Raw genomic sequence first — 20,089 nt, 5'->3', positions numbered from 1 at the left:
CGCGCCTATGCTTGTGGGAGCAGGGGGCCGTGGCCGTCCGTCGCCGTCTCCGCCGCGTGCGAAGGGAGCTCGACGATGAAGGTGGCGCCCGCGCCGGGCTTGCTCTCGACGCGGATGGTGCCGCCGTGGGAGGTGACGATCCAGCGCACGATGTAGAGTCCGAGGCCGAGTCCGCCGAAGTTGCGGACGGAGACGGCGCGCTCGAAGCGCTCGAAGATCCTGGCCTGATCGGCCTCGGCGATGCCCATGCCGTGATCGCGGACGAGGAGCAGCGCGCGATCGCCCTCGCGGCGCACGATGACGTGGATGGGGCATCCCGCGCTGTACTTCATGGCGTTGGACAGGAGGTTGATGAGGACCTGCTCCATGCGAGAAGCATCCCAGTACCCCACCACGGGCCCTTCCAGATCGAGCTCGGTGCGGCAGCGGGCGTCGGCGAGCTGCTGGTGCACCCGCTCGACGACGTCGCGCGTCAGGGCCGCCAGATCGACCGGCGCGCGCGCGAGCGAGAGGCGGCCGGCGTTCAGGCGGGTGACGTCGAGCAGCTCGTTGACCAGGTGGCCGAGGCGCGCGATCTGGCGGTCGAGGAGCTGGATCGCGGCGTCGAGGCGCTCCGGGGCGACCTCGGCGCGCTGGAAGCGGGGCAGGAGCCGGGCGAGGAGGTGGGCCTGCACCGTGAGCGAGGTGAGCGGCGTCTTGAGCTCGTGCGACGCGACGAGGAGGAACTCGTTCCGGCGCTCGATCGCCGCCTGGGCCTCGGCGAACAGACGGCTGTTGTCGAGGGCGAGCGCGGCGCGGCTCCCGAGCTCCTCGGCGAGCCGCAGATCGGCGTCGCCATAGCGGTGCCGGGGCGCGGTCGCCATCAGGGTCATGACGCCGAAGCGCCGCTCGCGCGCGAGCAGCGGGACCCGGAGGAAGCTGTGAATGCCGAGGTGATCGAGGAGAGGCGCGGCGCGGAGGTCGCCTATCTCGGGGCGGTCCACCGAGCTCGCCGCCAGGGGCAGGAGCGCGTCCACCACCGCGCCCGCGAGGTCTTCCGGCACGCCTGCGGTGACCGCAGATCCCGGGGCGCCCGGGGTGCTGCGAGGGAGGTCCACGTGGATGACACACCGGTCGGCCAGCTCGGGCACGGCGAGCTGCGCGACGCTCTCGAGGGTGGCGCCGTAGCCGAGGGCCATGAGCTTGCGGCTCGCGTCGGCCAGGAAGCGCTCGGCGAGCTCGGCCCGCTTGCGCTCGGTGATGTCGGTGGAGATGCCGCAGAGCACGCCGGGCATGACGCTCTCGCCGAGCGGGAACTTGACGGACAGGAAGGTGCGCGGTTCGCCCTCCATCATCACCTCCTCCTCGAACTCCATCGGCTCGCCCGCGTCGAGCACCCGCCGGTCGTGGTCCTCGATGCTCGCGGTGGCCGTGGCTGGCAAGAGCTCGGCGCTCGTCTTTCCGAGGATCTGCTCTGTCGACATGCCGAGGGCGCGGCCCACGTGCCGGTTGACGAGCACGTGCCGGCCTTCGCGATCCTTGAGGTAGATGGCGGCAGCGGAGTTGTCGACGATGGCCTGCAGCGTGGCCTGATTGGCGCGGAGCTCGCGCTCGGCCCGCCGGCGGACCGCGTTCTCCTGCTCGATATCGGCATAGAGCATGGCGTTCTCGAGCGAGATGGCCGACTGCGAGGCGAGCAGCTCGAGCACGCTGAGCCGCCCGGGGGTGAACGCGCCGGTGACGAGGTTGTTCTCCAGGTAGAACAGGCCGACCAGCCGCGTCTGCCGCACGATCGGGAGGCATAGCACCGACCTCGGCCTCTTCTGCGCGAAGTACCCGTCCTCCGAGAACGGGTGCTTCGCGCCGGCGTCGTCGAGCAGCACGCGCTCGTGGCTGCGAAGGACATAGTTGAGAATGGATTGCGGCACCGCAGCCGAGGCCTCGCCGGCGTCGAGCAGCCGCGCCGCCCCCCCAGACGCGGTGATCGCCGCTGCAGTCGACAGGCGACCCTCCCGGACCAGGAGCGCGACCCCCTCTCCGGCGCCCGCGTGCTCGACCACGATGCGCAGCAGCGTCTCGAGCAGGCGCGGGAGCTTGAGCTCTCCAGAGATGCTCTGAGAGGCCTTGACCACCGACAGGACATCGAACTGCTCGGCCCGGACGGCAAAGGTGACGGTGGGGGCGATCGGCTTGTGCGGGGCGAGGAAGGGATAACGCTGATCGAGCTGATCGACCTTGGCGTGGGCCCCCCAGCGGAAATAGGCGGCTCGCGCCCGCTGCAGGTAGGCGTCGGCGGGCGTGGACAGGCCGCGATCGCGGTAAAACCGGGCGGCGAGCTCGCAGGCGATGGCCTCGTGCTGGACGAAGCCGCCCTCCTGCGCCGACGAGATGGCCTGCTCGTAGAGCCGGATGGCCTCGGGCTCATGCCCGAGGAGCCGGGCGATCTCGGCGCGCACCAGGGCGTGTTTGTGGAGGAAGTTGTCGGGGCCGTTCCTGGCCCACTCGCCGAGCTGCCGCTCGCACGCCAGGAGCCCTCCGGGGAGCTCCCGCTCTGGCGACGCCTTGCGCTCCTCGTCGGCGTCGACCAGCGCGGCGAGCGCGAGCGCGTGAACATAGAAGCTCTCGGGGATCTCCGCGCCTGCGTTCATCCTCCAGTCGTAATCGACGACCACACGGGTCGACGCCGCGAGCGCCTCCCGGGGAGAGCCGAGGAGGAACAGCGCTTGCGCCTTCAGGCTGTAGTACAAGCTGTGAGAGCTGTACGAGGCTCCCGGCGGGAGCCGCGCCTCGAAGGCCTCCTGATCCAGCTCGGAGCCATCCAGCATCGAGTAACGGACCGGCCGCCCACGCAGCGTCTGGATGAGGTACCGGACGCTGAGGAGGATGCCATGGACGAACTCGTAACCGGCCTTGCGCACGAAGCCGAGGCGGTCCTCGGTCTGGTGGAGGACGTCTTCCAGCGGCTCCCCGCAGAGCAGGGGGAACACCGCTGCCCAGATGCAATGGTAACATGCGTTGTTCAAATCGCCGCACTCCACGGCGGCGTTGAAGCCGAGGCGATTGTAGGGGTGGGTCTCTCTGTAGTGGCGCGTCCAGAAGACGGTCAGCTGCCCGAACAGGAAGAACACGGTGGACTTCGTGGCGAGGTGGTCGCTCCTGTCCGCCAGGTCGTAGCCGAGCTTGCCGAACAGGTAAGCCTCCTTGTATCTCCCGAACCGCGGGCCGAGCACCCTCGCGAAGGCGGTGTACGCATGGGCGGAGCTCTCGGCGTTGCCGTGGCGAAGGCTGAGCGTGACCATGCGCTCGAGGACCAGATGATGCAGGTTCTGATCCACGAAATACGCAGGGACGGATACGCTCTTCAAGACGCTCATCGCGGTCCTGATCTCCGGGTGCGTCATGGAGGGCAGGTGGATGAGATCCTCGATCGCCCGGTCGCCCAGGGCTCGCCATACGCCCTCGGTCTCTTGGTCGATGCGCGCGTCGGTGAGGTGGGTCGGCAGATCGATATCGTACGAGCGGAGGAAGGAGAGGCCGATGTCCACAGCGCGGGCGCTCTGCCCGCGGGTCACGTGCAAGGCGACAGCGAGCTCGACGACCGCGGCCCTCTCGATCTTGGTCATCGAGCGATCCGTGAGCTCGTCGAGGAGCCGCTCGGCTTCATCGAAGTTGCCGATGATGTACGCGCAGTGGGCTCGCTCGAAGGTCAGGGCGTAGGTCAGCGCGTACTGCGTCTCCCAGCGTTCCCGGGGCTCGTTCGCGAGGAGGGCCATGCCGGCGGCGAAGAGGGCGGCGGCAGATTCATAGGCCGCGGCTGCCTTGGCTCGCCTGCCGGCGCGGAGGTTGAGGGCGGCGAGCTCGTCGCGCTCCACCTGGGAACGGATGAGCGCGGCGCCGCGGTTGAGGTGGCCGACGATCTCGAACAGCGTATCTTCTCGCTCTTCCGGCCTCCGCTCCTTCAAGAGCAGCTGGCCTATCCGTAGGTGCACCTCGGCGAGCTGTCCGGCTGGGATGAGCGAATAAGCGGCTTGCTGCACCCGGTCGTGGAGGAATCGGTAGGCGCTGTCCCGACGGAGCAAGAGCCCCTCCCGCACGGCCTCCTCCATCGCGTCGTGGAGCTCCGTCGCGCTCCGGCTCGCGACCACCGCAAGGGTGTCGAGGTCCGGGCTGCCGCCCAGGCACGCGGCGAGCTTGAGCGCGTCCTGAGCGTGCGCCGAGAGCCGCTTCAGCTTGCCCACCATCAGCTCGACGACGTTGTCGGTGAAGCCCTTGTCGCGGATGGCGGCGATGTCCCACCGCCATGCGCCCTCGTCGGCGTCGAAGGTGATGAGCCTCTCTTCGTGCAGGGAGAGGAGGAACTGGAGGACGAAGAAGGGGTTGCCGGCGGTCTTGTCGTGGACGAGCTGCGAGAGCGGCTCGACCTGTTCGACCTCTGTTTCGGGCGCGTGGACCGCCTCGGCGACGAGCGCCCCGACGTGGGCGGCGGAGAGCGGCGCGAGGACGATGTCCGAGAGGACGGCGCCGCGCTTCTGGGCCTCGGCCAGCGTGAGCCTCAGAGGGTGCGCTGGGCCGACCTCGTTGTCGCGGTAAGCGCCTATCAGCAGCAGGTGCGCGTCGCCAGCCAGGGTGGCGAGCTGCTCGAGGAGCAGGAGGCTGCCGGCGTCGGCCCACTGCAGGTCGTCGAGGAAGAGGGCGACGGGGTGCTCCTCGTGGGCGCACGCGGCGACGAAGCGCTGGAGCGTGGCGAGCAGGCGGCTCTGGGCCTCGGCGGGCGGGAGCTCGGGCACGGGGGGCTGAGGGCCGAGGAGCAGGGCGAGCTCGGGCAGCATCTCGGTGAGCAGCCCACCGCTGGAGCCGACGGCCTCGCGTAGGCGGTCTCTCCAGCGCTCGACCTGCTCCTCGCTCGCGCTGAGGATCTCCTGCACGAGCTCCCGGAAGGCGTGGAGGAGGGGACGGTAGGGGACATCGCGCTTGAGCTGATCGAACTTGCCGCGGAGAAAGGAGCCGCGCTCGCGCACGACGGGCCTGTGCAGCTCGGCGACGAGCGACGACTTGCCGATGCCCGAGTAGCCCGACACGAGCACGAGCTCGGGGCGGCCGTTCGCGACGACGCGGTCGAAGGCTGCGAGCAGCGCCTCGATCTCGCGCTCGCGGCCATAGAGCCGCTGCGGGATCTGGAATCGATCGGAGGTGTCGCGCTGTCCGAGCGGAAAAGCGTCGATGGCGCCGCTCCGGCGCAGCTCGGCGAAGCACCGGTCGAGGTCGTGGCGCAGGCCGAGCGCGGTCTGGTAGCGCTCCTCTGCGGCCTTGGAGAGCAGCTTGAGGACGACCGCCGAGAGCTGCTCTGGAATCGAGGGGACGAGCGCGTGCGGCGGCCGCGGCGCGTGGGCGATGTGGCAATAGACCCACGCGACGGGGTCGGTGGCCTGGAAGGGCAGGGTGCCAGTCAGCACCTCGTAGAAGGTGACGCCGAGGGAGTACAGGTCGGTCCGCTCGTCGACGCGGCGGTTCATGCGGCCCGTCTGCTCCGGCGCCATGTAGGCGAGCGTGCCCTCGATGAGCCCGTCGTGCGCGAGCTCCTGGGCCTCGCGGGAGGCGAGGGAGGCGATGCCGAGATCGGTGATCTTCACCTCGCCGGTGTCGGGGTTGCAGAGCAGGTTCTGGGGCTTGATGTCCTTGTGGATGACGTGCCGGCGGTGGAGCTCGGCGAGCGCGCCAGCGAGGCGGAGGGCGAGGGGAAAGAAGCGCTCGAGCGGCATCGGCCCGTCGCCATCGAGCAGCCGGTCGAGCGAGCGGCCGCCGAAGTCCTCGAGGACCAAGGTCATCTCATCGCGGAACGGCTCGATGCCGTAGGCCTGGACGACGACCGGCGACTCGAGCGCCCTGGCGACCTCGAGCTCGTGCTGGAGACGGCTCAGGGCGCGGGGGCTGGCGTGGTCGCGCCGCAGGGCCTTGAGCACGACCGGCCGGCCGTCCTCGTCGCGCCGCGCGCGGTAGAGGATGGTATCCGCACCTTGGTGCAGCACTTCCAGCACGCGGTAACGAGGACTATCGGGCATCGGAAACTCTTTGAACGCCGGGAGCGACGCGCTGCGTTCAACTTGGTACACTGCCAAAAGCGGTGCGCCTCGTCACGAGCAAACGGCGGCGCGTCAGCGCAGGCCCCGGAGAGCGCCTACGCCGGCGGAATGGAGACGCCCTGGCTGACCGCCTCTGCCTCCAGCGGCTGCAAAGGGAGCTCGACGATGAAGGTGGCGCCCGCGCCGGGCTTGCTCTCGACGCGGATGGTGCCGCCGTGGGAGGTGACGATCCAGCGCACGATGTAGAGTCCGAGGCCGAGTCCGCCGAAGTTGCGGACGGAGACGGCGCGCTCGAAGCGCTCGAAGATCCTGGCCTGATCGGCCTCGGCGATGCCCATGCCGTGATCGCGGACGAGGAGCAGCGCCCGATCCCCCTCGCGGCGCACGACGACGTGAATGAGGCCTCCCGCGCCGTACTTCATGGCGTTGGACAGGAGGTTGATGAGGACCTGCTCCATGCGAGAAGGATCCCAGTGCCCCACCACGGGCTCGTCCAGCTCGAGCTGGGTGCGGCAGCGGGCGTCGGCGAGCTGCTGGTGCACCCGCTCGACGACCTCGCGCGCCAGGGCCGCCAGATCGACCGGCGCGCGCGCGAGGGTCAGCTGGCCGGCGTTCAGGCGGGTGACGTCGAGCAGCTCGTTGACCAGGTGGCCGAGGCGCGCAATCTGGCGATTGAGGAGCTGGAGCGATGCGTCGATGCGCTCCGGGGCGATCTCGGCGCGCTGGAGGCGGGGCAGGAGCCGGGCGAGGAGGTGGGCCTGCATCGTGAGCGAGGTGAGCGGTGTCTTGAGCTCGTGCGAGGCGACGAGGAGGAACTCGTCGCGGCGCTCGATCGCCTGCTGGGCCTCGGCGAACAGGCGGCTGTTGTCGAGGGCGAGCGCGGCGCGGCTCCCGAGCTCCTGGGCGAGCCGCAGATCGGCGTCGCCATAGCGGTGCCGGGGCGCGCTCGCCATCAGGGTCATGACGCCGAAGCGCCGGTCGCGCGCGAGCAGCGGGACCCGGAGGAAGCTGTGAATGCCGAGCCGCTCGAGGAGCGGCGCGGCGCGGACATCGCCCACCTCGGGCTGGTCCGGCGAGGCCGCCGCCAGCGGCCGGAGCGCGTCCATCACGGCGTCTGCGAGCTCGTCCGGCACGCCCGCGGTGACCGTCCGCCCCGGGGCGTCCTGGGCGAGGTCCACGTCGATGACGCACCGGTCGGCCAGCGTTGGCAACGCGAGCTGCGCGACGCTCTCGAGGGTGGCGCCGTAGCCGAGGGCCATGAGCTTTCGGCTCGCCTCGGCCAGGAAGCGCTCGGCGAGCTCGGCCTGCTTGCGCTCGGTGATGTCGGTGGCGATGCCGCAGACCACGCCGGGCATGACGCTCTCGCCCAGAGGGAACTTGACCGACAGGTAAGTGTGCGGTTCCCCCTCGAACATCACCTCCTCCTCGAACTCCAGCGGCCCGCCTGCCTCGAGCACCCGCCGGTCGTTGTCTCGAAGGGCCTCGACGTTCGTACCATGAAAGAGCTCGGCGTCGGTCTTTCCGAGGAGCTGATGGATAGGCACGCCGGCGAGGTTGCTCGTATGGCGGTTGACGAGCAGATAGCGGCCCTCGCGATCCTTGAGGAAGATGGCGGCGGCGGAGTTGTCGACGATGGCCTGCAGCGTCGCCTGGTTGGTCTTCAGCGCCTGCTCCGCCCGCTGGCGCTCTGCGTTCTCCTGCTCGATATCGGCATAGAGCATGGCGTTCTCGAGCGAGATGGCCGACTGCGAGGTGAGCAGCTCGAGCACGGTGAGCCGCCCGGGGGTGAACGCCCCGGCCACGAGCCCGTTCTCCAGGTAGAGCACGCCGAGCAGCCGGGCCTGCCGCATGATCGGGAGGCACAGCACCGACCTTGGCCTCTTGCGCGCGAAATACTCGTCCTCCGAGAACGGGTGCCGTCCGGTGGCGTCGTCGAGCAGCACGCGCTCGTGGGTGCGGAGGACATAGTTGAGAAGGGACTGTGGAAGCGCCGCCGGCGCCTCGCGCGCGTCGAGCAGCCGCGCGGCGCCGCTGGACGTCGCGATCGCCGCCGCCGTGGACAGGCGCTCTTCACGGACCAGGAGCACGACCCCCTCTCCGGCGCCCGCGTGCTCGACCACGATGCGCAGGAGCATCTCGAGCAGGCGCGGGAGCTTGAGCTCTCCAGAGATGCTCTGGGAGGCCTTGACCACCGACAGGACGTCGAACTGCTCTGCCCGGACGGCGAAGGTGACGGTGGGGGCGATCGGCTTGCGCGGGGCGAGGAAGGGATAGAGCTGGTCGAGCTGCTCCACCTTGGCGTGGGCGCCCCAGCGGAAGTAGGCGGCGCGGGCGTCTTGCAGGTAGGCGTCGGCGGGCGTGGAGAGGCCCCGCGCGCGGTAGAACCGGGCGGCCAGCTCGCAGGCGATGGCCTCGTGCTGGACGAAGCCGTTCTCCCGCGCCGACGAGATGGCCTGCTCGTAGAGCCGCAGCGCCTCCGGTTCTTGCCCGCGGAGCCGGGCGATCTCGGCGCGGACCAGGGCGTGTTTGTGCAGGAAGTTGTCGGGGCCGTTCGCGGCCCACTCGCCGAGCTGCCGCTCGCTGCCGAGGAGCCCCTCGGGGAGCTCCTGCTCGGGCGATGGCTGCGCCCCTCGCGGCTCGGGCCCGTCGCCTGCGAGGGCTGCGAGCGCGAGCGCGTGATAGTAGCAGTTCTCGGCGATGAGCGCGTAGGGCTCGGACCTGAAGGGGTGATCGACGATCACGCGCGTCGCCGCGGCGAGCGCCTCTCCGGGAGCGCCGAGCGCGAAGAGCGCCCGGGCCTTCATGCTGTAATAGAGGCCGCGGACGCCCCGCATATCCCCCTCATCGAGCAGCGCCTCGAAGGCCGGCCTGTCCAGCTCCGAGCCGTCCAGCATCGAGAAGCGGACCGGCCTCCCGCGCAGCGTCTGGATCGTGGCGTGGACGCTGATGAGGACGCCGTACGCGAACTCGTAGCCCGCCTTGCGCACGAAGCGGAGGCGCTCCTCGGCCTCGTGGAGGACGTCCTCCAGCGGATCGCCGGCGAGCAGCGGGAACAGCGGGGCCCAGACGCAGTTGAAGCACGCCATGCGTATATCGCCGGACTCGACCGCGGCGCTGAACCCGGCGCGTGTGTAGGGGTACGTCTCCCGGTAGTGGCGTGTCCAGAAGACGACTTGCTGTCCGAAGAGGGTGAATACCAGCGACTTCACGGTGAGGAGGTCGCTCCTGTCCGCGAGGTCGTAGCCGAGCTTTCCGAACTTGTACGCCTCGCGGTATTGCCCGAACCGCGGGCCGAACAGCCGCGCGAAGGCCGCGTACGCGTGGGCGGAGCTGTCGGCGTTGCCGTAGCGCAGGCTGAGCTTCACCTGGCGCAGGACGATGAGGTAGTGCAGGTCCTGGTCCACGAAGATCGCGGGACCGGCCACGCTTTGCATCACGGCCATCACGACCTTGCACTCCGGGTGCGTCATGGGGGGCAGCCGGAGAAGGTCCTCGATCGCCCCATCGCCCAGGGCTTGCCAGAGGCTCTCGGTCTCCTCTTTGACCTGTGCGTCCGTGGGGTGGAGCGGAAGATCGATATCCCAGGCGCGGAGCCAGGAGAGCCCGAGCTCGACGGCGTGGTCGGACCGCCCGCGGGTCTGGTAGAAGGTGACGGCGAGCTCGACGACGGGGGCGCCCTTGATCTCGTTCCTTGCGCGCTCCATGAGCTCGTCGAGGAGCCGCTCGGCCTCATCGAAGCTGCCGATGACGTACGCGGAGTGGGCTCGCTCGAAGGTCAGATCATAGGACAGCTCGTAGCGCCTCTCCCAGCGCTCCCGGGGCTCCTTGGGGAGGAGGGCCATGCCGGCGGCGAAGAGGGCGGCGGCAGACTGATAGGCGGCGGCGGCCTTCGCCTTCCTGCCGGCGCGGAGGTTGAGCGCCGCGAGCTCGTCGCGCTCGGCCTGGCAATGGATGAGCGCGACGCCGCGGTTGAGGTGGCCGACGATATCGAAGAGCGCGTCCTCGCGCTCGTCGTCGCGCCGCGCCTTCAAGAGCAGCTGGCCTATCCGTAGGTGCACCTCGGCGAGCTGTCCGGCTGGGATGAGCGAATAAGCGGCCTGCTGCACCCGGTCGTGGAGGAATCGGTAGGCGCTGTCCCGACGCAGCAAGAGCCCCTCCCGCACGGCCTCCTCGAGCGCCGCGCGGAGCGCTTCTGCCGGGCGGCGCGCGATGATCGCGAGGGTGTCGAGATCCACGCTGCCGCCGAGGCACGAGGCGAGCTTGAGGGCGTCGCGGGTGGGGACGGGGAGCCGCTCCAGCTTGCCCGCCATTAGCTCGACGACGTTGTCGGTGAAGCCCTTGTCGCGGATGGCGGCGATGTCCCACCGCCATGCGCCCTCGTCCGCGTCGAAGGCGATGAGACCTTCCTGGCGCAGCGCGAGCAGGAACTGGAGGACGAAGAAGGGGTTGCCGCCGGTCTTGTCGTGGACGAGCTGCGAGAGCGGCTCGACCTCTGCTTCGGGCGCGTGGATCGCCTCGGCGACGAGCGCCCCGACGTGGGCGGCGGAGAGCGGCGCGAGGACGATGTCCGAGAGGACGGCGCCGCGCTTCTGGGCCTCGGCCAGCGTGAGCCTCAGAGGGTGCGCTGGGCCGACCTCGTTGTCGCGGTAAGCGCCTATCAGCAGCAGGTGCGCGTCGTCGGCATGGGTGGCGAGCTGCTCGAGGAGCAGGAGGCTGCCGGCGTCGGCCCACTGCAGGTCGTCGAGGAAGAGGGCGACGGGGTGCTCCTCGTGGGCGCACGCGGCGACGAAGCGCTGGAGCGTGGCGAGCAGGCGGCTCTGGGCCTCGGCGGGCGGGAGCTCGGGCACGGGGGGCTGAGGGCCGAGGAGCAGGGCGAGCTCGGGCAGCATCTCGGTGAGCAGCCCGCCGCTGGAGCCGACGGCCTCGCGTAGGCGGTCTCTCCAGCGCTCGACCTGCTCCTCGCTCGCGCTGAGGATCTCCTGCACGAGCTCCCGGAAGGCGTGGAGGAGGGGACGGTAGGGGACATCGCGCTTGAGCTGATCGAACTTGCCGCGGAGAAAGGAGCCGCGCTCGCGCACGACAGGCCTGTGCAGCTCGGCGACGAGCGACGACTTGCCGATGCCCGAGTAGCCCGACACGAGCACGAGCTCGGGGCGGCCGTTCGCGACGACGCGGTCGAAGGCTGCGAGCAGCGCCTCGATCTCGCGCTCGCGGCCATAGAGCCGCTGCGGGATCTGGAATCGATCGGAGGTGTCGCGCTGTCCGAGCGGAAAAGCGCCGATGGCGCCGCTCCGGCGCAGCTCGGCGAAGCACCGGTCGAGGTCGTGGCGCAGGCCGAGCGCGGTCTGGTAGCGCTCCTCTGCGGCCTTGGAGAGCAGCTTGAGGACGACCGCCGAGAGCTGCTCTGGAATCGAGGGGACGAGCGCGTGCGGCGGCCGCGGCGCGTGGGCGATGTGGCAATAGACCCACGCGACGGGGTCGGTGGCCTGGAAGGGCAGGGTGCCAGTCAGCATCTCGTAGAAGGTGACGCCGAGGGAGTACAGGTCGGTCCGCTCGTCGACGCGGCGGTTCATGCGGCCCGTCTGCTCCGGCGCCATGTAGGCGAGCGTGCCCTCGATGAGCCCGTCGTGCGCGAGCTCCTGGGCCTCGCGGGAGGCGAGGGAGGCGATGCCGAGATCGGTGATCTTCACCTCACCGGTGTCGGGGTTGCAGAGCAGGTTCTGGGGCTTGATGTCCTTGTGGATGACGTGCCGGCGGTGCAGCTCGGCGAGCGCGCCGGCGAGGCGGAGGGCGAGGGGAAAGAAGCGCTCGAGCGGCATCGGCCCGTCGCCATCGAGCAGCCGGTCGAGCGAGCGGCCGCCGAAGTCCTCGAGGACCAAGGTCATCTCATCGCGGAACGGCTCGATCCCATAGGCCTGGACGACGACCGGCGACTCGAGCGCCCTGGCGATCTCGAGCTCGTGCTGCAGCCGGCAGAGGGCTCGGGGGCTGGCGTGGTCGCGCCGCAGGGCCTTGAGGACCACTGGCCGACCGTCGTCGCGCCGCGCGCGGTAGAGGATGGTGTCCGCACCTTGGTGCAGCACCTCCAGCACGCGGTAACGTGGATTGTCGGTCATAAAGGGAGAGGGGGCCGACGCCGGAGCGATCTCCGGGGCGCCCGGTCGATCCGTGATGTTGCCAAACGCGCCTCGCTGCGCCACGGGAAACGGCGGCTCGTCGTCGCGCCGGCTCGCCTGCGGCCGTCTCCTCCGTCATGCAGGCGGGGACCTCCGCGGGACACCGTGCCTGGACAGCACCTCACGGACGCGATCCAGCGGAATCGCGTCGACGGTGCGACCGCTCGCCGTGGTGGTCTCGGCCGCGAAGAGCGAGTTGTAGATGGCCTCCTCCGTCGCCTCGATCACGGCCTGGAAGAGGGCGGACGTCTCCTGGTTCGAGAGCTCCGTGGTCGTGAGCCGCTTCGCGCCGGAGCGGCGCCGGACCGAGGCGCTCGTCGAGAAGGCGATCGCGTAGTCACCGGAGCCGTTCGCGCCGGAGGCTCCGGTGCGCGCGAGGCCGAGGATCGCGCGGGCCGCGAGGCGTCCGAGGTTGCGATCCGACAGCGGCGCGTCCGTCGCGACCAGGATGAGGATGGAGCCGTCCCCCGGGGCGGCCTCGATCTGCGATCGGAAGGCGTACCGGCCGAGCTCCTCGCCGACGGGCGCCCCCATGACCTGCAGCACGCCGCCGAAGTTCGACTGGACCAGCACGCCGACGCAGGCCCCGCCGAGCGACGCCGGCAGCGCCCGCGAGGCGGTGCCGATCCCGCCCTTCCAGCCGAACGCGACGGTGCCCGTGCCCGCGCCGACGCACCCCTCCAGCATGGGCCCTTCTTGCGCCGAGCCCAGCGCCGCGCGCACGTGCTCGGCGGTGATCGGACGGAGCCGGACCGCATTGAGCACGCCGTCGTTTGTCTCGCCGACGACCGGGTTGAGCGAGCGCACCTCCTCCATTCCCGGCTGCGCCAGCATCCATTCGACGAGCGCGTCGGCGGCCCGGAACACGCAAAGCGTGGTCGTGAGGAGAATGGGAGTCTCCAGCTCGCCCAGCTCGCGGACCTGGGTTGCGCCGACGAGCTTGCCAAACCCGTTGCCCACGTGGATCGCCGCGGGGACGCGATCGAGGTAGAGGTTCCCCCCGTGGGGGAGCACGGCGGTGACGCCGGTGCGGATCGAGTCCCCCTCGATCAGCGTGGCGTGCCCGACGCGCACGCCGCCCACGTCGGTGATCGCGTTCAGCGGGCCCGGATCGAAGATGCCAGGCGCGACGCCGAGATCACGCGCGCGCACGGCGCCTCCCGCGGGCTCCCTGGGGCCGGGTGCAGAGGGCGCGCTGCCCGCCTCGTCCGGGCAGCGAGCGAGCGGGCAGCGGCAGGGCGAGGCGGGCGTTCGCGACGTGCGGCCAGGTGACGGGACACGGCAAGCTGCGGTGCCTGGCATCCATGGGGACAGGCGGCATCAACCTCCATGCCAGTCCCGGTCGATTCTCTCGGCGATCAGGCCAGCGCTCTCGGCGTACTCCAGCCTTTCTCCCGGCGCCCGCGGAGCTCGCTGATCCGGCGGGGGTGCCGGAGGGGCATGGCCGCGAGGGGCGCGCGGAGACGGCGGTGCGGGACGTCGAGCCACGAGGCGTCGGCAGGGAGACGCGTGCGCCGCGCGTGAGCGTCACACCGTCGACGTGGCCCATCAGCGGTCGCTCCGGCACAACGACATGAACGTGCGTGTTCGACCCATGTGCGTGAATCGAGCCCGGAATTCTTCGGCGCTCCTCACCATCGGGCGGGCGACGGTGCTGTTTTCGTGCGAATGTTAGATGTATTACCTAAGTCGCGAGCGCTCGCGATTTCCGGGGAATGGGTTGAACGGTTAGGATATTCGATGGGTCGTCCGGCTCGGAGAGCGCTGGGCAGCTCGTGTCGAGTGGAAAGATCCCGAATGACCACAGATCTCGATGGGCCCTGCCCGAACGTCGGCGTCGACCCCCTGTCGCTCCTCTTCGCGCTCCCCGTAGCCGCCGCTGTCTTCGATGCGAAGGGAGCGCTCCGCTGCGCGAATCCCCGCCTGGAGCAGCTCATTGCGGAGGGGGCGCTCCCCGCCTGGCCGGTGTCTCGCGCGCACGAGCGGGCCGTCCTTCCCGCGTCGCCCGAGGGGCTCGCCGGCGAGGCGCAGGAGGTGTTCGCAGGCATCCGCGCGGTCCTCGAGGGCGAGCGCGAGCAGATCGGCATCGAGCTCCGGGGCGGCGCGCCCGGCGCGCCGTCCTGCGAGATCTCGGTCACGCCGCTTCGCGTAGATGGCGCGCGCGGCGCGCTCGTCTGCGTCCGCAACCCGACCGCGCCACGCAACAAGCCAGGGACGGTGCCTATCGAGAGCTTCCTCGACACCATCATCGATCACGTGCCGGTCTCGGTCTTCATCAAAGAGGTGAAGGAATTCCGCCTCGTCCGGATGAACGGTCACTACGAAAAGGTCTTTGGCGCCCCCCGGAGCGAGGCTCTCGGCAAGAACGTCTTCGATCTCTTCCCGCATCGACTGGAGGAGGCCAAGTGGCTCGATCGCATGGATCGGGACGTGCTCGAGAAGGGCGAGATCGTGGACACCCCCGAGGCGCACATCGTCGTGCCGGGTTTGGGGGACCGGTGGCTTCACATGGTGAAGGTGCCCCTCAAAGACGAGCACGGCGTCTGCCACTATCTCCTGGCCATGATCGAGGACATCACCGAGAAGAAGCGCGCCAACGAGGCGGTGCAGAAAGAGCTCGCGTGGTTCGCGACGCAGCGACAGCTCCTCGATGTCATCCAGGAGCTGTCCACGCCGGTCATTCCGGTCCATGAGGGCATCCTCGTGGTGCCCCTCGTGGGGACCATCGACTCTGCCCGCGGCGCCCAGCTCCTGGAGGCGCTCCTCCAGGGCATCGAGCGACATCAGGCCGAGACGGTGCTCATCGACATCACGGGCGTGCCGGTCCTCGACGCCGACGTGGCGGCTCGCCTGCTCCAGGCCACGCGGGCCGCCGCGCTCCTGGGCGCCACGTGCGTCCTCGTCGGGGCTTCACCGGACGTCGCCCGCACGCTCGTCGCGCAGGGGATCGATCTGGGCGACCTCCTGACACAGCGCGATCTCCAGGCCGGCATTCATTACGCCCTCGCGCGTCAGGGAAAGGCGATCGTCCGCGAGCGGCGCGAGCGCCGCTGATCTCGCCCCCGCGGCTCCCCCGGTGCCACGGTGTATCCGTAAAAGCGCGACGAGGGAGCTCGGCGACCGAGTCTCGATCGAACCCCACCGCTCGCAGCGTCAGATCGCGACGAACCGGTCGCGGCAGGCCAGCGGCCGGTACACCGGCGCGATCACGCTCGCCCCGGCCGCGCCGCGCAGCGCGGCGGGCGTCATGCCGGCATACCGCCGCACGGCGCGGCAAAGGTGGCTCTGGTCGGCGAACCCGGCGTCGGCGCTCAGCGTGGCCCACGACAGGTCCCGCTCGAGGCGCTCCAGCGCCCGCTGGAAGCGCCGTATGCCCTTCATCTCGCGCAGCGTCACCCCGTGGTGGCGCCGCAGCAGCCGCTCGGACTGGCGCAGCGAGACGCCCAGCGCGCCGGCCAGGCCGGCGGCGTCCCGGTCGGCGAGCCACGCGTCGCGCAGCGGGGCTGGCGCCTCCGCGCGCGGCGGCAACGCGGCCAGCCAGCGCCGCACCGCCAGCAGGCGGCCGTGCGGCGTGCCGGCGCGCTGCACGGCCGACAGCAACCTCGCCACGGGCGCGGCGCCGGCGACGTCGCGCAGATCGACGCGGCGATCGACGAGGCAGGCGGCGTCGACGCCGAACCATTCCGGGATCGCCCAGGGCTCGATAAGGACGATCACGGCGTGCAGCTCGGTCGAGAGCCGGTAGCTGAACGGCCGGGTCGCGACGCCGGACAGCCACACCGCGCCGGCCGCGCGGTCGTCGCGCTCGCTGCGGATCTCGCCCAGCAGGCCGAGGCTCAGCACCGCGTGCAGCGACGGCAAGGCGCGCGGCGCAGGCGGGCCCCACGACGCGACCCGGCCCGCCACGTCGACGAGCCCGGTGACCCCGCGCTGGCCGCCTCCTGGCGCGGCGTGCGCGGAGAGCGGCGGCGCGCTGCCGGAGCTCCTGGCGATGGCGAGCCTCGATGTCGACATCGTTCAATACAGGGCCGCCGCCGGCGGACACACTGCGCCTGACCCGCCGCGCGCCGGCGTCGTTCGAGAGGGATGCAACGCATGAAGGCAATCGGAATCCATGACCATGGCGACGCCTCGCGGCTCGTGCCGCTGGAGCTGCCCGAGCCGGAGCCCGGACCCCATCAGGTGAGGGTGCGGGTGATCGCGTCGTCGGTCAACCCGGCGGACATCCGGGCGCGCTCGGCGGCGCCCGGGCCACGCCGCATCGAGCGGCGGTTCCCGCTGGTGCTCGGCTACGACGTCTCCGGGATCGTCGATGCGGTCGGCCCCGGCGTCGACGATCTCGCGGTCGGCGACGAGGTGTTCGGCTCGCCGAGCCTGTTCGGGCAGGGCGCGAACGCGGAGCGGGTGGTTGTCGACAGCCGCACCCTCGCGCGCAAGCCCGCGGCCCTCTCCCACGAGCAGGCCGCCTGCCTCTCGCTCGCAGGCGTCACGGCCTGGGAGTGCCTCTCGCGCGCGCGGCCCGCGCCCGGGGCCGCGGTGCTGGTCACCGCGGGCGCGGGGGGCGTGGGCCATCTGCAGCTGCAGCTCTCGCGGCACCTCGGGCTACGGGCGATGGCGACGGCCAGCCGACCCGAGTCGACGGCGCTCTGCCGCGACCTCGGCGCCGCCGCCGTGCTCGATCACGCCGCGCAGGACGTGGGCCAGGCGTGCCGGGATCTGACCGGCGGGACGGGCGTCGCGGTGGCCTTCGACAACGCCGGCGGCCGCGCGCTGGATCAGGCGCTCGACGCGGTGGCGCCCATGGGCACCGTGGTGAGCATCGTGCCGACGCCCGCGCCGGTCGCGGACCGGCTGTTCATGAAGGCGGCGACGCTCATCTATCATGTGATGGGGGCTGCCACGATCTGGCGGCTCGACCCGCGCGCGCAGGGCCGCGCGCTCGCCGCGGTGGCGGAGCTGGCGGCGCGAGGCCACGTCAGGCCCCTCGTGAGCGCGAGCTACCCGGTGCGCGAGCTGGCGCAGGCCCACCGCGCCATCGAGTCGGGCCGCACCATCGGGAAGATCGCGATCCGCGTGGCTGAGGGCTGGTGAGGTGCGGCGGGGAGCGCCGGGATGCCGGCGGGAGAGAGCGGGCGAGCGCTCTCGCGACCGCCGCCCGCCGCCCGCACCGCGCTACTTCGTCTGGATCCGGCGCGCGGACAGGAGGCGCCGGAGCGAGGGCACCTCGAAGGGCAGGAGCCGTCTGGCGAAGGCGCCGAGCGCCCGATACTCCGCGTCTGCGACGAGCGCCAGCTCGACGCTGATCATGAACGCGGCGAACGTGCCGAGCCCCATCATGACGGCGATGCCACCGTGAAACAGGAACGCGCCGGCGAGCGCCAGCCTGCGTGTGTGCCGGTTCATGGCGAACAGGAACGGGAAGCTGAGCTGGAACGCGACCGTCGCGTAGGTCAGCGCCGTCACCACCGCCACGCTGCGGGAGAGGCTCTCGCTGTGGCCGGGCCACGTGAACTCGCCGACGCGGGTGATGTAATAAAGGGCCGTCCCGTTCTGCCACAGCTCCCCCTGCACCTTGTACAGCCCGGCGATTCCATAGACCAGGCACACCTGGACGGCGCAGGCGAGGATCGCCGCGTTGTGGACCATCCCCTTGATCCGCTGGAGGTCTCCGCCGCGCTCCCGCTGCGCGCGGAGGCGGTCGGCGTCGAGCGAGAAGTAGGCGCCGAGCTCGGCGAAGATGCCGTAGAAGAGCGCGAGCCGGACGATGTTGTCGCCGCCGTCGAGCAGGACGGGGTTCCGCTGGTGCAAGGACCAGAGCCCGACGTACGTGAGCAGCGACATGAGCCGCGTGCGGAAGCCGATCACCCACAGCGCCGTGAACAGCATCGCGAGATGGAAGACGACCTCGAAGTAGAGCGGCGATCTGCTGAGCAGGTAAATCGAGAACGCGCCGGTATTGTGGGCTTCCTCGAGCGACCGCGCGAAGGGCCACACCCCCTCGGGGCCATAGAGGTAATGGCGCTGGAAGTAGTTTGCCAGGTAGAGGTGGAGGATGGTCAACCCGGCGACGATCCGGAAGAGGCTGGACCCGATGAGGCAGCGCTCGCGGCTCGCGTGCTCCACAAAGCGTTGCCAGCGTGCGTTCAGCTTGCTCAGCATGGCGTCACCTCCCCTCCGCGACGGCTGCCCGACGGGCCACGGGCGCCTGGAGGTTGTCCTTTGTCGCCGGGTCCAGCGGCGCCACCCGTTGATACGGAGCCCAGTCGAAATCGTAGTACGTCAACTCACCCTTCGAGTCAGGCAGGTCGCGCCGCGAGAAGCGCGGGAACTTCAGCACCGCCAGGCGCATCCGCACGGCGTCGGTGCGGTTCGGGCCGTACAGGCTGTCGCAGTGCGCGGAGCCGGCCCGCTCCAGGACGCTCTTGCCGAGCTGAAAGCCGGCGTCCTGCTCCTTCTTCACCTCGCTCCGGAGCGTGTCGACAACCTGCGCTTCGGCGGTCTCCGGGCTGCCTCCGCCCGCCTCGGCGCGGACTCGATGCTGATCGAGCTTCTTCGCCATCTGCAGCGACGTCGGATCGACGGTGTAGATCATGCGCGCCGCGCCCGTCACCGATCGTCCGAGGCGCGTCGCGGGGCCGAGCCGGTTCTCCAGGTGGCCTTCCCAGTAGGGGGTCGTGATATCGGTCCACCCGGTCTCGGCCGTGCTCCCGTCCGGCTCGTGCAGGCGGCAGGAGACCATCAGGAGGCGTGTGTCGGTGATGGGATCGGGGGCGAAGAGGTGCCAGTTCTGCTGGAAGAACGGGTTCATGTACCCGCTGATGAGCCGCGCGAAGCGGAGCTGGAGCGGGTTCTGCGGCGTCAGATACGCCGCCGTCATGGCGAAATGAAAACAGAGCGCCGCGGCGAGCAGCGCGGGCGCGGACGTCGAGAGCACACGGAGGAAATGGCGCATGGGTTCGTCCATCCCGGGTTCGGGGTCGTCAAAGAGAAGGCCGCGCGCGGCCGGAGCGCCGCGCGCGGCCCGTGGATGGTCCGGCCTCGGCGGGCCGGCCGGGGCCGCTTGCGGCCTCCGGGGTGCGGAGTGGGGCGGAGCCCCGGTGAAACCCAAGCAAGGGCCGCCCGCGCGAAGCCGCCGCGAAGCGGCGCAGAGGTCCGGCCATCTCTGGCCGGACCTCTGGCGGGCGGAGCTAGTTGTCGAAGAGGATGTCTGCTTGACCGGACGCGGGCGCGTCGTTCATCGCCACCCTCCTCCAGCCTCCGTGACCGTAGCCGTGGCCGCGGCCGCCGAAGCCCCCTGCGTTCGCCGCCGCGACACCGATGTTGCCGTACCCGCCAGCCTGGGCGACCGACGACTGGGCGACGGTCCCCGAGGTCCCGATCGCGATGCCTGCGATGCCGATGTTCGTCGACGTCGCCACGTTGGCCCCCGGGTACCCGTAGAAGGACGCTACCCTCTCGGGCGCCCCGGCGCTCGCGTCGGCCTGAAGAACAGAGCGAGGCTTCAGGCTCGACGATGCGGGCGTCGCCGCGTGCGCCATCGCCACGCCGACGAACAACGACATACAAGTGACCGCCGTGATGATCTTTCGTGTCATGTTCTTCCTCTTTCGTTCGATCTTGTGATGGTTAGGGTGGCAGGCATGCCAGCTGCGGTTGTCGAGCGCGCGGAGCCTCGCAGTCGAGGAGCTCCGCAGGACTCGGTGCATCAACCCAGCTCGCCGGTGATCTGCCGTTGCCCGACCGAAGAGCACTCGTCGTGCCAGCCGCTCTCTCCGTCGGCCCGGCACGCGCTCCGCGCCCTCACCGCGGAGATGTCCTGGCCGCGTCCGCTCGGCGGCGCCCTAGGCTGGCGGG

9 protein-coding genes are annotated in these 20,089 nt (G+C 70.6%); 2 read left to right on the top strand and 7 right to left on the bottom strand.

Annotated features, from left to right (window positions below):
- Positions 1-5: 5 nt before the first annotated feature.
- From WME90_RS28600 to WME90_RS28590, 3 genes are all read right to left on the bottom strand, one after another.
- Complete coding sequence (locus WME90_RS28600) at positions 6-6,038, bottom strand: AAA family ATPase (RefSeq protein ID WP_437275187.1); 6,033 nt, start codon at positions 6,036-6,038, stop codon at positions 6-8.
- Positions 6,039-6,154: 116 nt separating this feature from the next.
- The gene (locus tag WME90_RS28595; RefSeq protein ID WP_437283672.1) at positions 6,155-12,175 is read right to left on the bottom strand and encodes an AAA family ATPase; all 6,021 of its coding nucleotides are present in this window, start codon (positions 12,173-12,175) and stop codon (positions 6,155-6,157) included.
- A gap of 135 nt (positions 12,176-12,310) precedes the next feature.
- On the bottom strand, positions 12,311-13,387 hold the full coding sequence (locus WME90_RS28590; protein ID WP_437275186.1) for a P1 family peptidase: 1,077 nt from the start codon (positions 13,385-13,387) through the stop codon (positions 12,311-12,313).
- A 645-nt stretch (positions 13,388-14,032) separates the two neighbouring features.
- Here WME90_RS28590 and WME90_RS28585 point away from each other — a divergent pair.
- A complete protein-coding gene (locus tag WME90_RS28585) occupies positions 14,033-15,289 on the top strand; it encodes a PAS domain-containing protein (protein WP_437275185.1) in 1,257 nt (418 codons plus the stop codon).
- Positions 15,290-15,388: 99 nt separating this feature from the next.
- Here WME90_RS28585 and WME90_RS28580 read toward each other — a convergent pair whose 3' ends face one another.
- Complete coding sequence (locus tag WME90_RS28580; RefSeq protein WP_437275184.1) at positions 15,389-16,249, bottom strand: helix-turn-helix domain-containing protein; 861 nt, start codon at positions 16,247-16,249, stop codon at positions 15,389-15,391.
- An 81-nt stretch (positions 16,250-16,330) separates the two neighbouring features.
- On the opposite strand from WME90_RS28580, the gene WME90_RS28575 reads away from it, so the two are divergent.
- A complete protein-coding gene (locus WME90_RS28575; protein ID WP_437275183.1) occupies positions 16,331-17,326 on the top strand; it encodes a quinone oxidoreductase family protein in 996 nt (331 codons plus the stop codon).
- 81 nt (positions 17,327-17,407) lie between these two features.
- Here the strand turns inward: WME90_RS28575 and WME90_RS28570 are convergent, their stop codons facing one another.
- From WME90_RS28570 to WME90_RS28560, 3 genes are all read right to left on the bottom strand, one after another.
- The gene (locus WME90_RS28570) at positions 17,408-18,394 is read right to left on the bottom strand and encodes an HTTM domain-containing protein (protein WP_437275182.1); all 987 of its coding nucleotides are present in this window, start codon (positions 18,392-18,394) and stop codon (positions 17,408-17,410) included.
- Positions 18,395-18,398: 4 nt separating this feature from the next.
- Positions 18,399-19,187, bottom strand: a complete 789-nt coding sequence (locus WME90_RS28565; protein WP_437275181.1) for a DUF5819 family protein — start codon at positions 19,185-19,187, stop codon at positions 18,399-18,401.
- A 235-nt stretch (positions 19,188-19,422) separates the two neighbouring features.
- Positions 19,423-19,830, bottom strand: a complete 408-nt coding sequence (locus tag WME90_RS28560) for a hypothetical protein (RefSeq protein WP_437275180.1) — start codon at positions 19,828-19,830, stop codon at positions 19,423-19,425.
- Between the last annotated feature and the right edge of the window lie 259 nt (positions 19,831-20,089).

Origin of the sequence: Sorangium sp. So ce375 (genome assembly GCF_051473855.1) — a bacterium.
Classification (GTDB): Bacteria; Myxococcota_A; Polyangia; order Polyangiales; family Polyangiaceae; genus Sorangium.
This window is presented reverse-complemented; position numbering and strand designations above follow the sequence as displayed.

Bases quoted from the DNA above. Each gene is read 5' to 3' on its own strand.
- WME90_RS28565 (WP_437275181.1), bottom strand. From the start codon at position 19,187: ATGCGCCATTTCCTCCGTGTGCTCTCGACGTCCGCGCCCGCGCTGCTC.
- WME90_RS28570 (WP_437275182.1), bottom strand. From the start codon at position 18,394: ATGCTGAGCAAGCTGAACGCACGCTGGCAACGCTTTGTGGAGCACGCG.
- WME90_RS28560 (WP_437275180.1), bottom strand. From the start codon at position 19,830: ATGACACGAAAGATCATCACGGCGGTCACTTGTATGTCGTTGTTCGTC.
- WME90_RS28600 (WP_437275187.1), bottom strand. From the start codon at position 6,038: ATGCCCGATAGTCCTCGTTACCGCGTGCTGGAAGTGCTGCACCAAGGT.
- WME90_RS28585 (WP_437275185.1), top strand. From the start codon at position 14,033: ATGACCACAGATCTCGATGGGCCCTGCCCGAACGTCGGCGTCGACCCC.
- WME90_RS28595 (WP_437283672.1), bottom strand. From the start codon at position 12,175: ATGACCGACAATCCACGTTACCGCGTGCTGGAGGTGCTGCACCAAGGT.
- WME90_RS28580 (WP_437275184.1), bottom strand. From the start codon at position 16,249: ATGTCGACATCGAGGCTCGCCATCGCCAGGAGCTCCGGCAGCGCGCCG.
- WME90_RS28575 (WP_437275183.1), top strand. From the start codon at position 16,331: ATGAAGGCAATCGGAATCCATGACCATGGCGACGCCTCGCGGCTCGTG.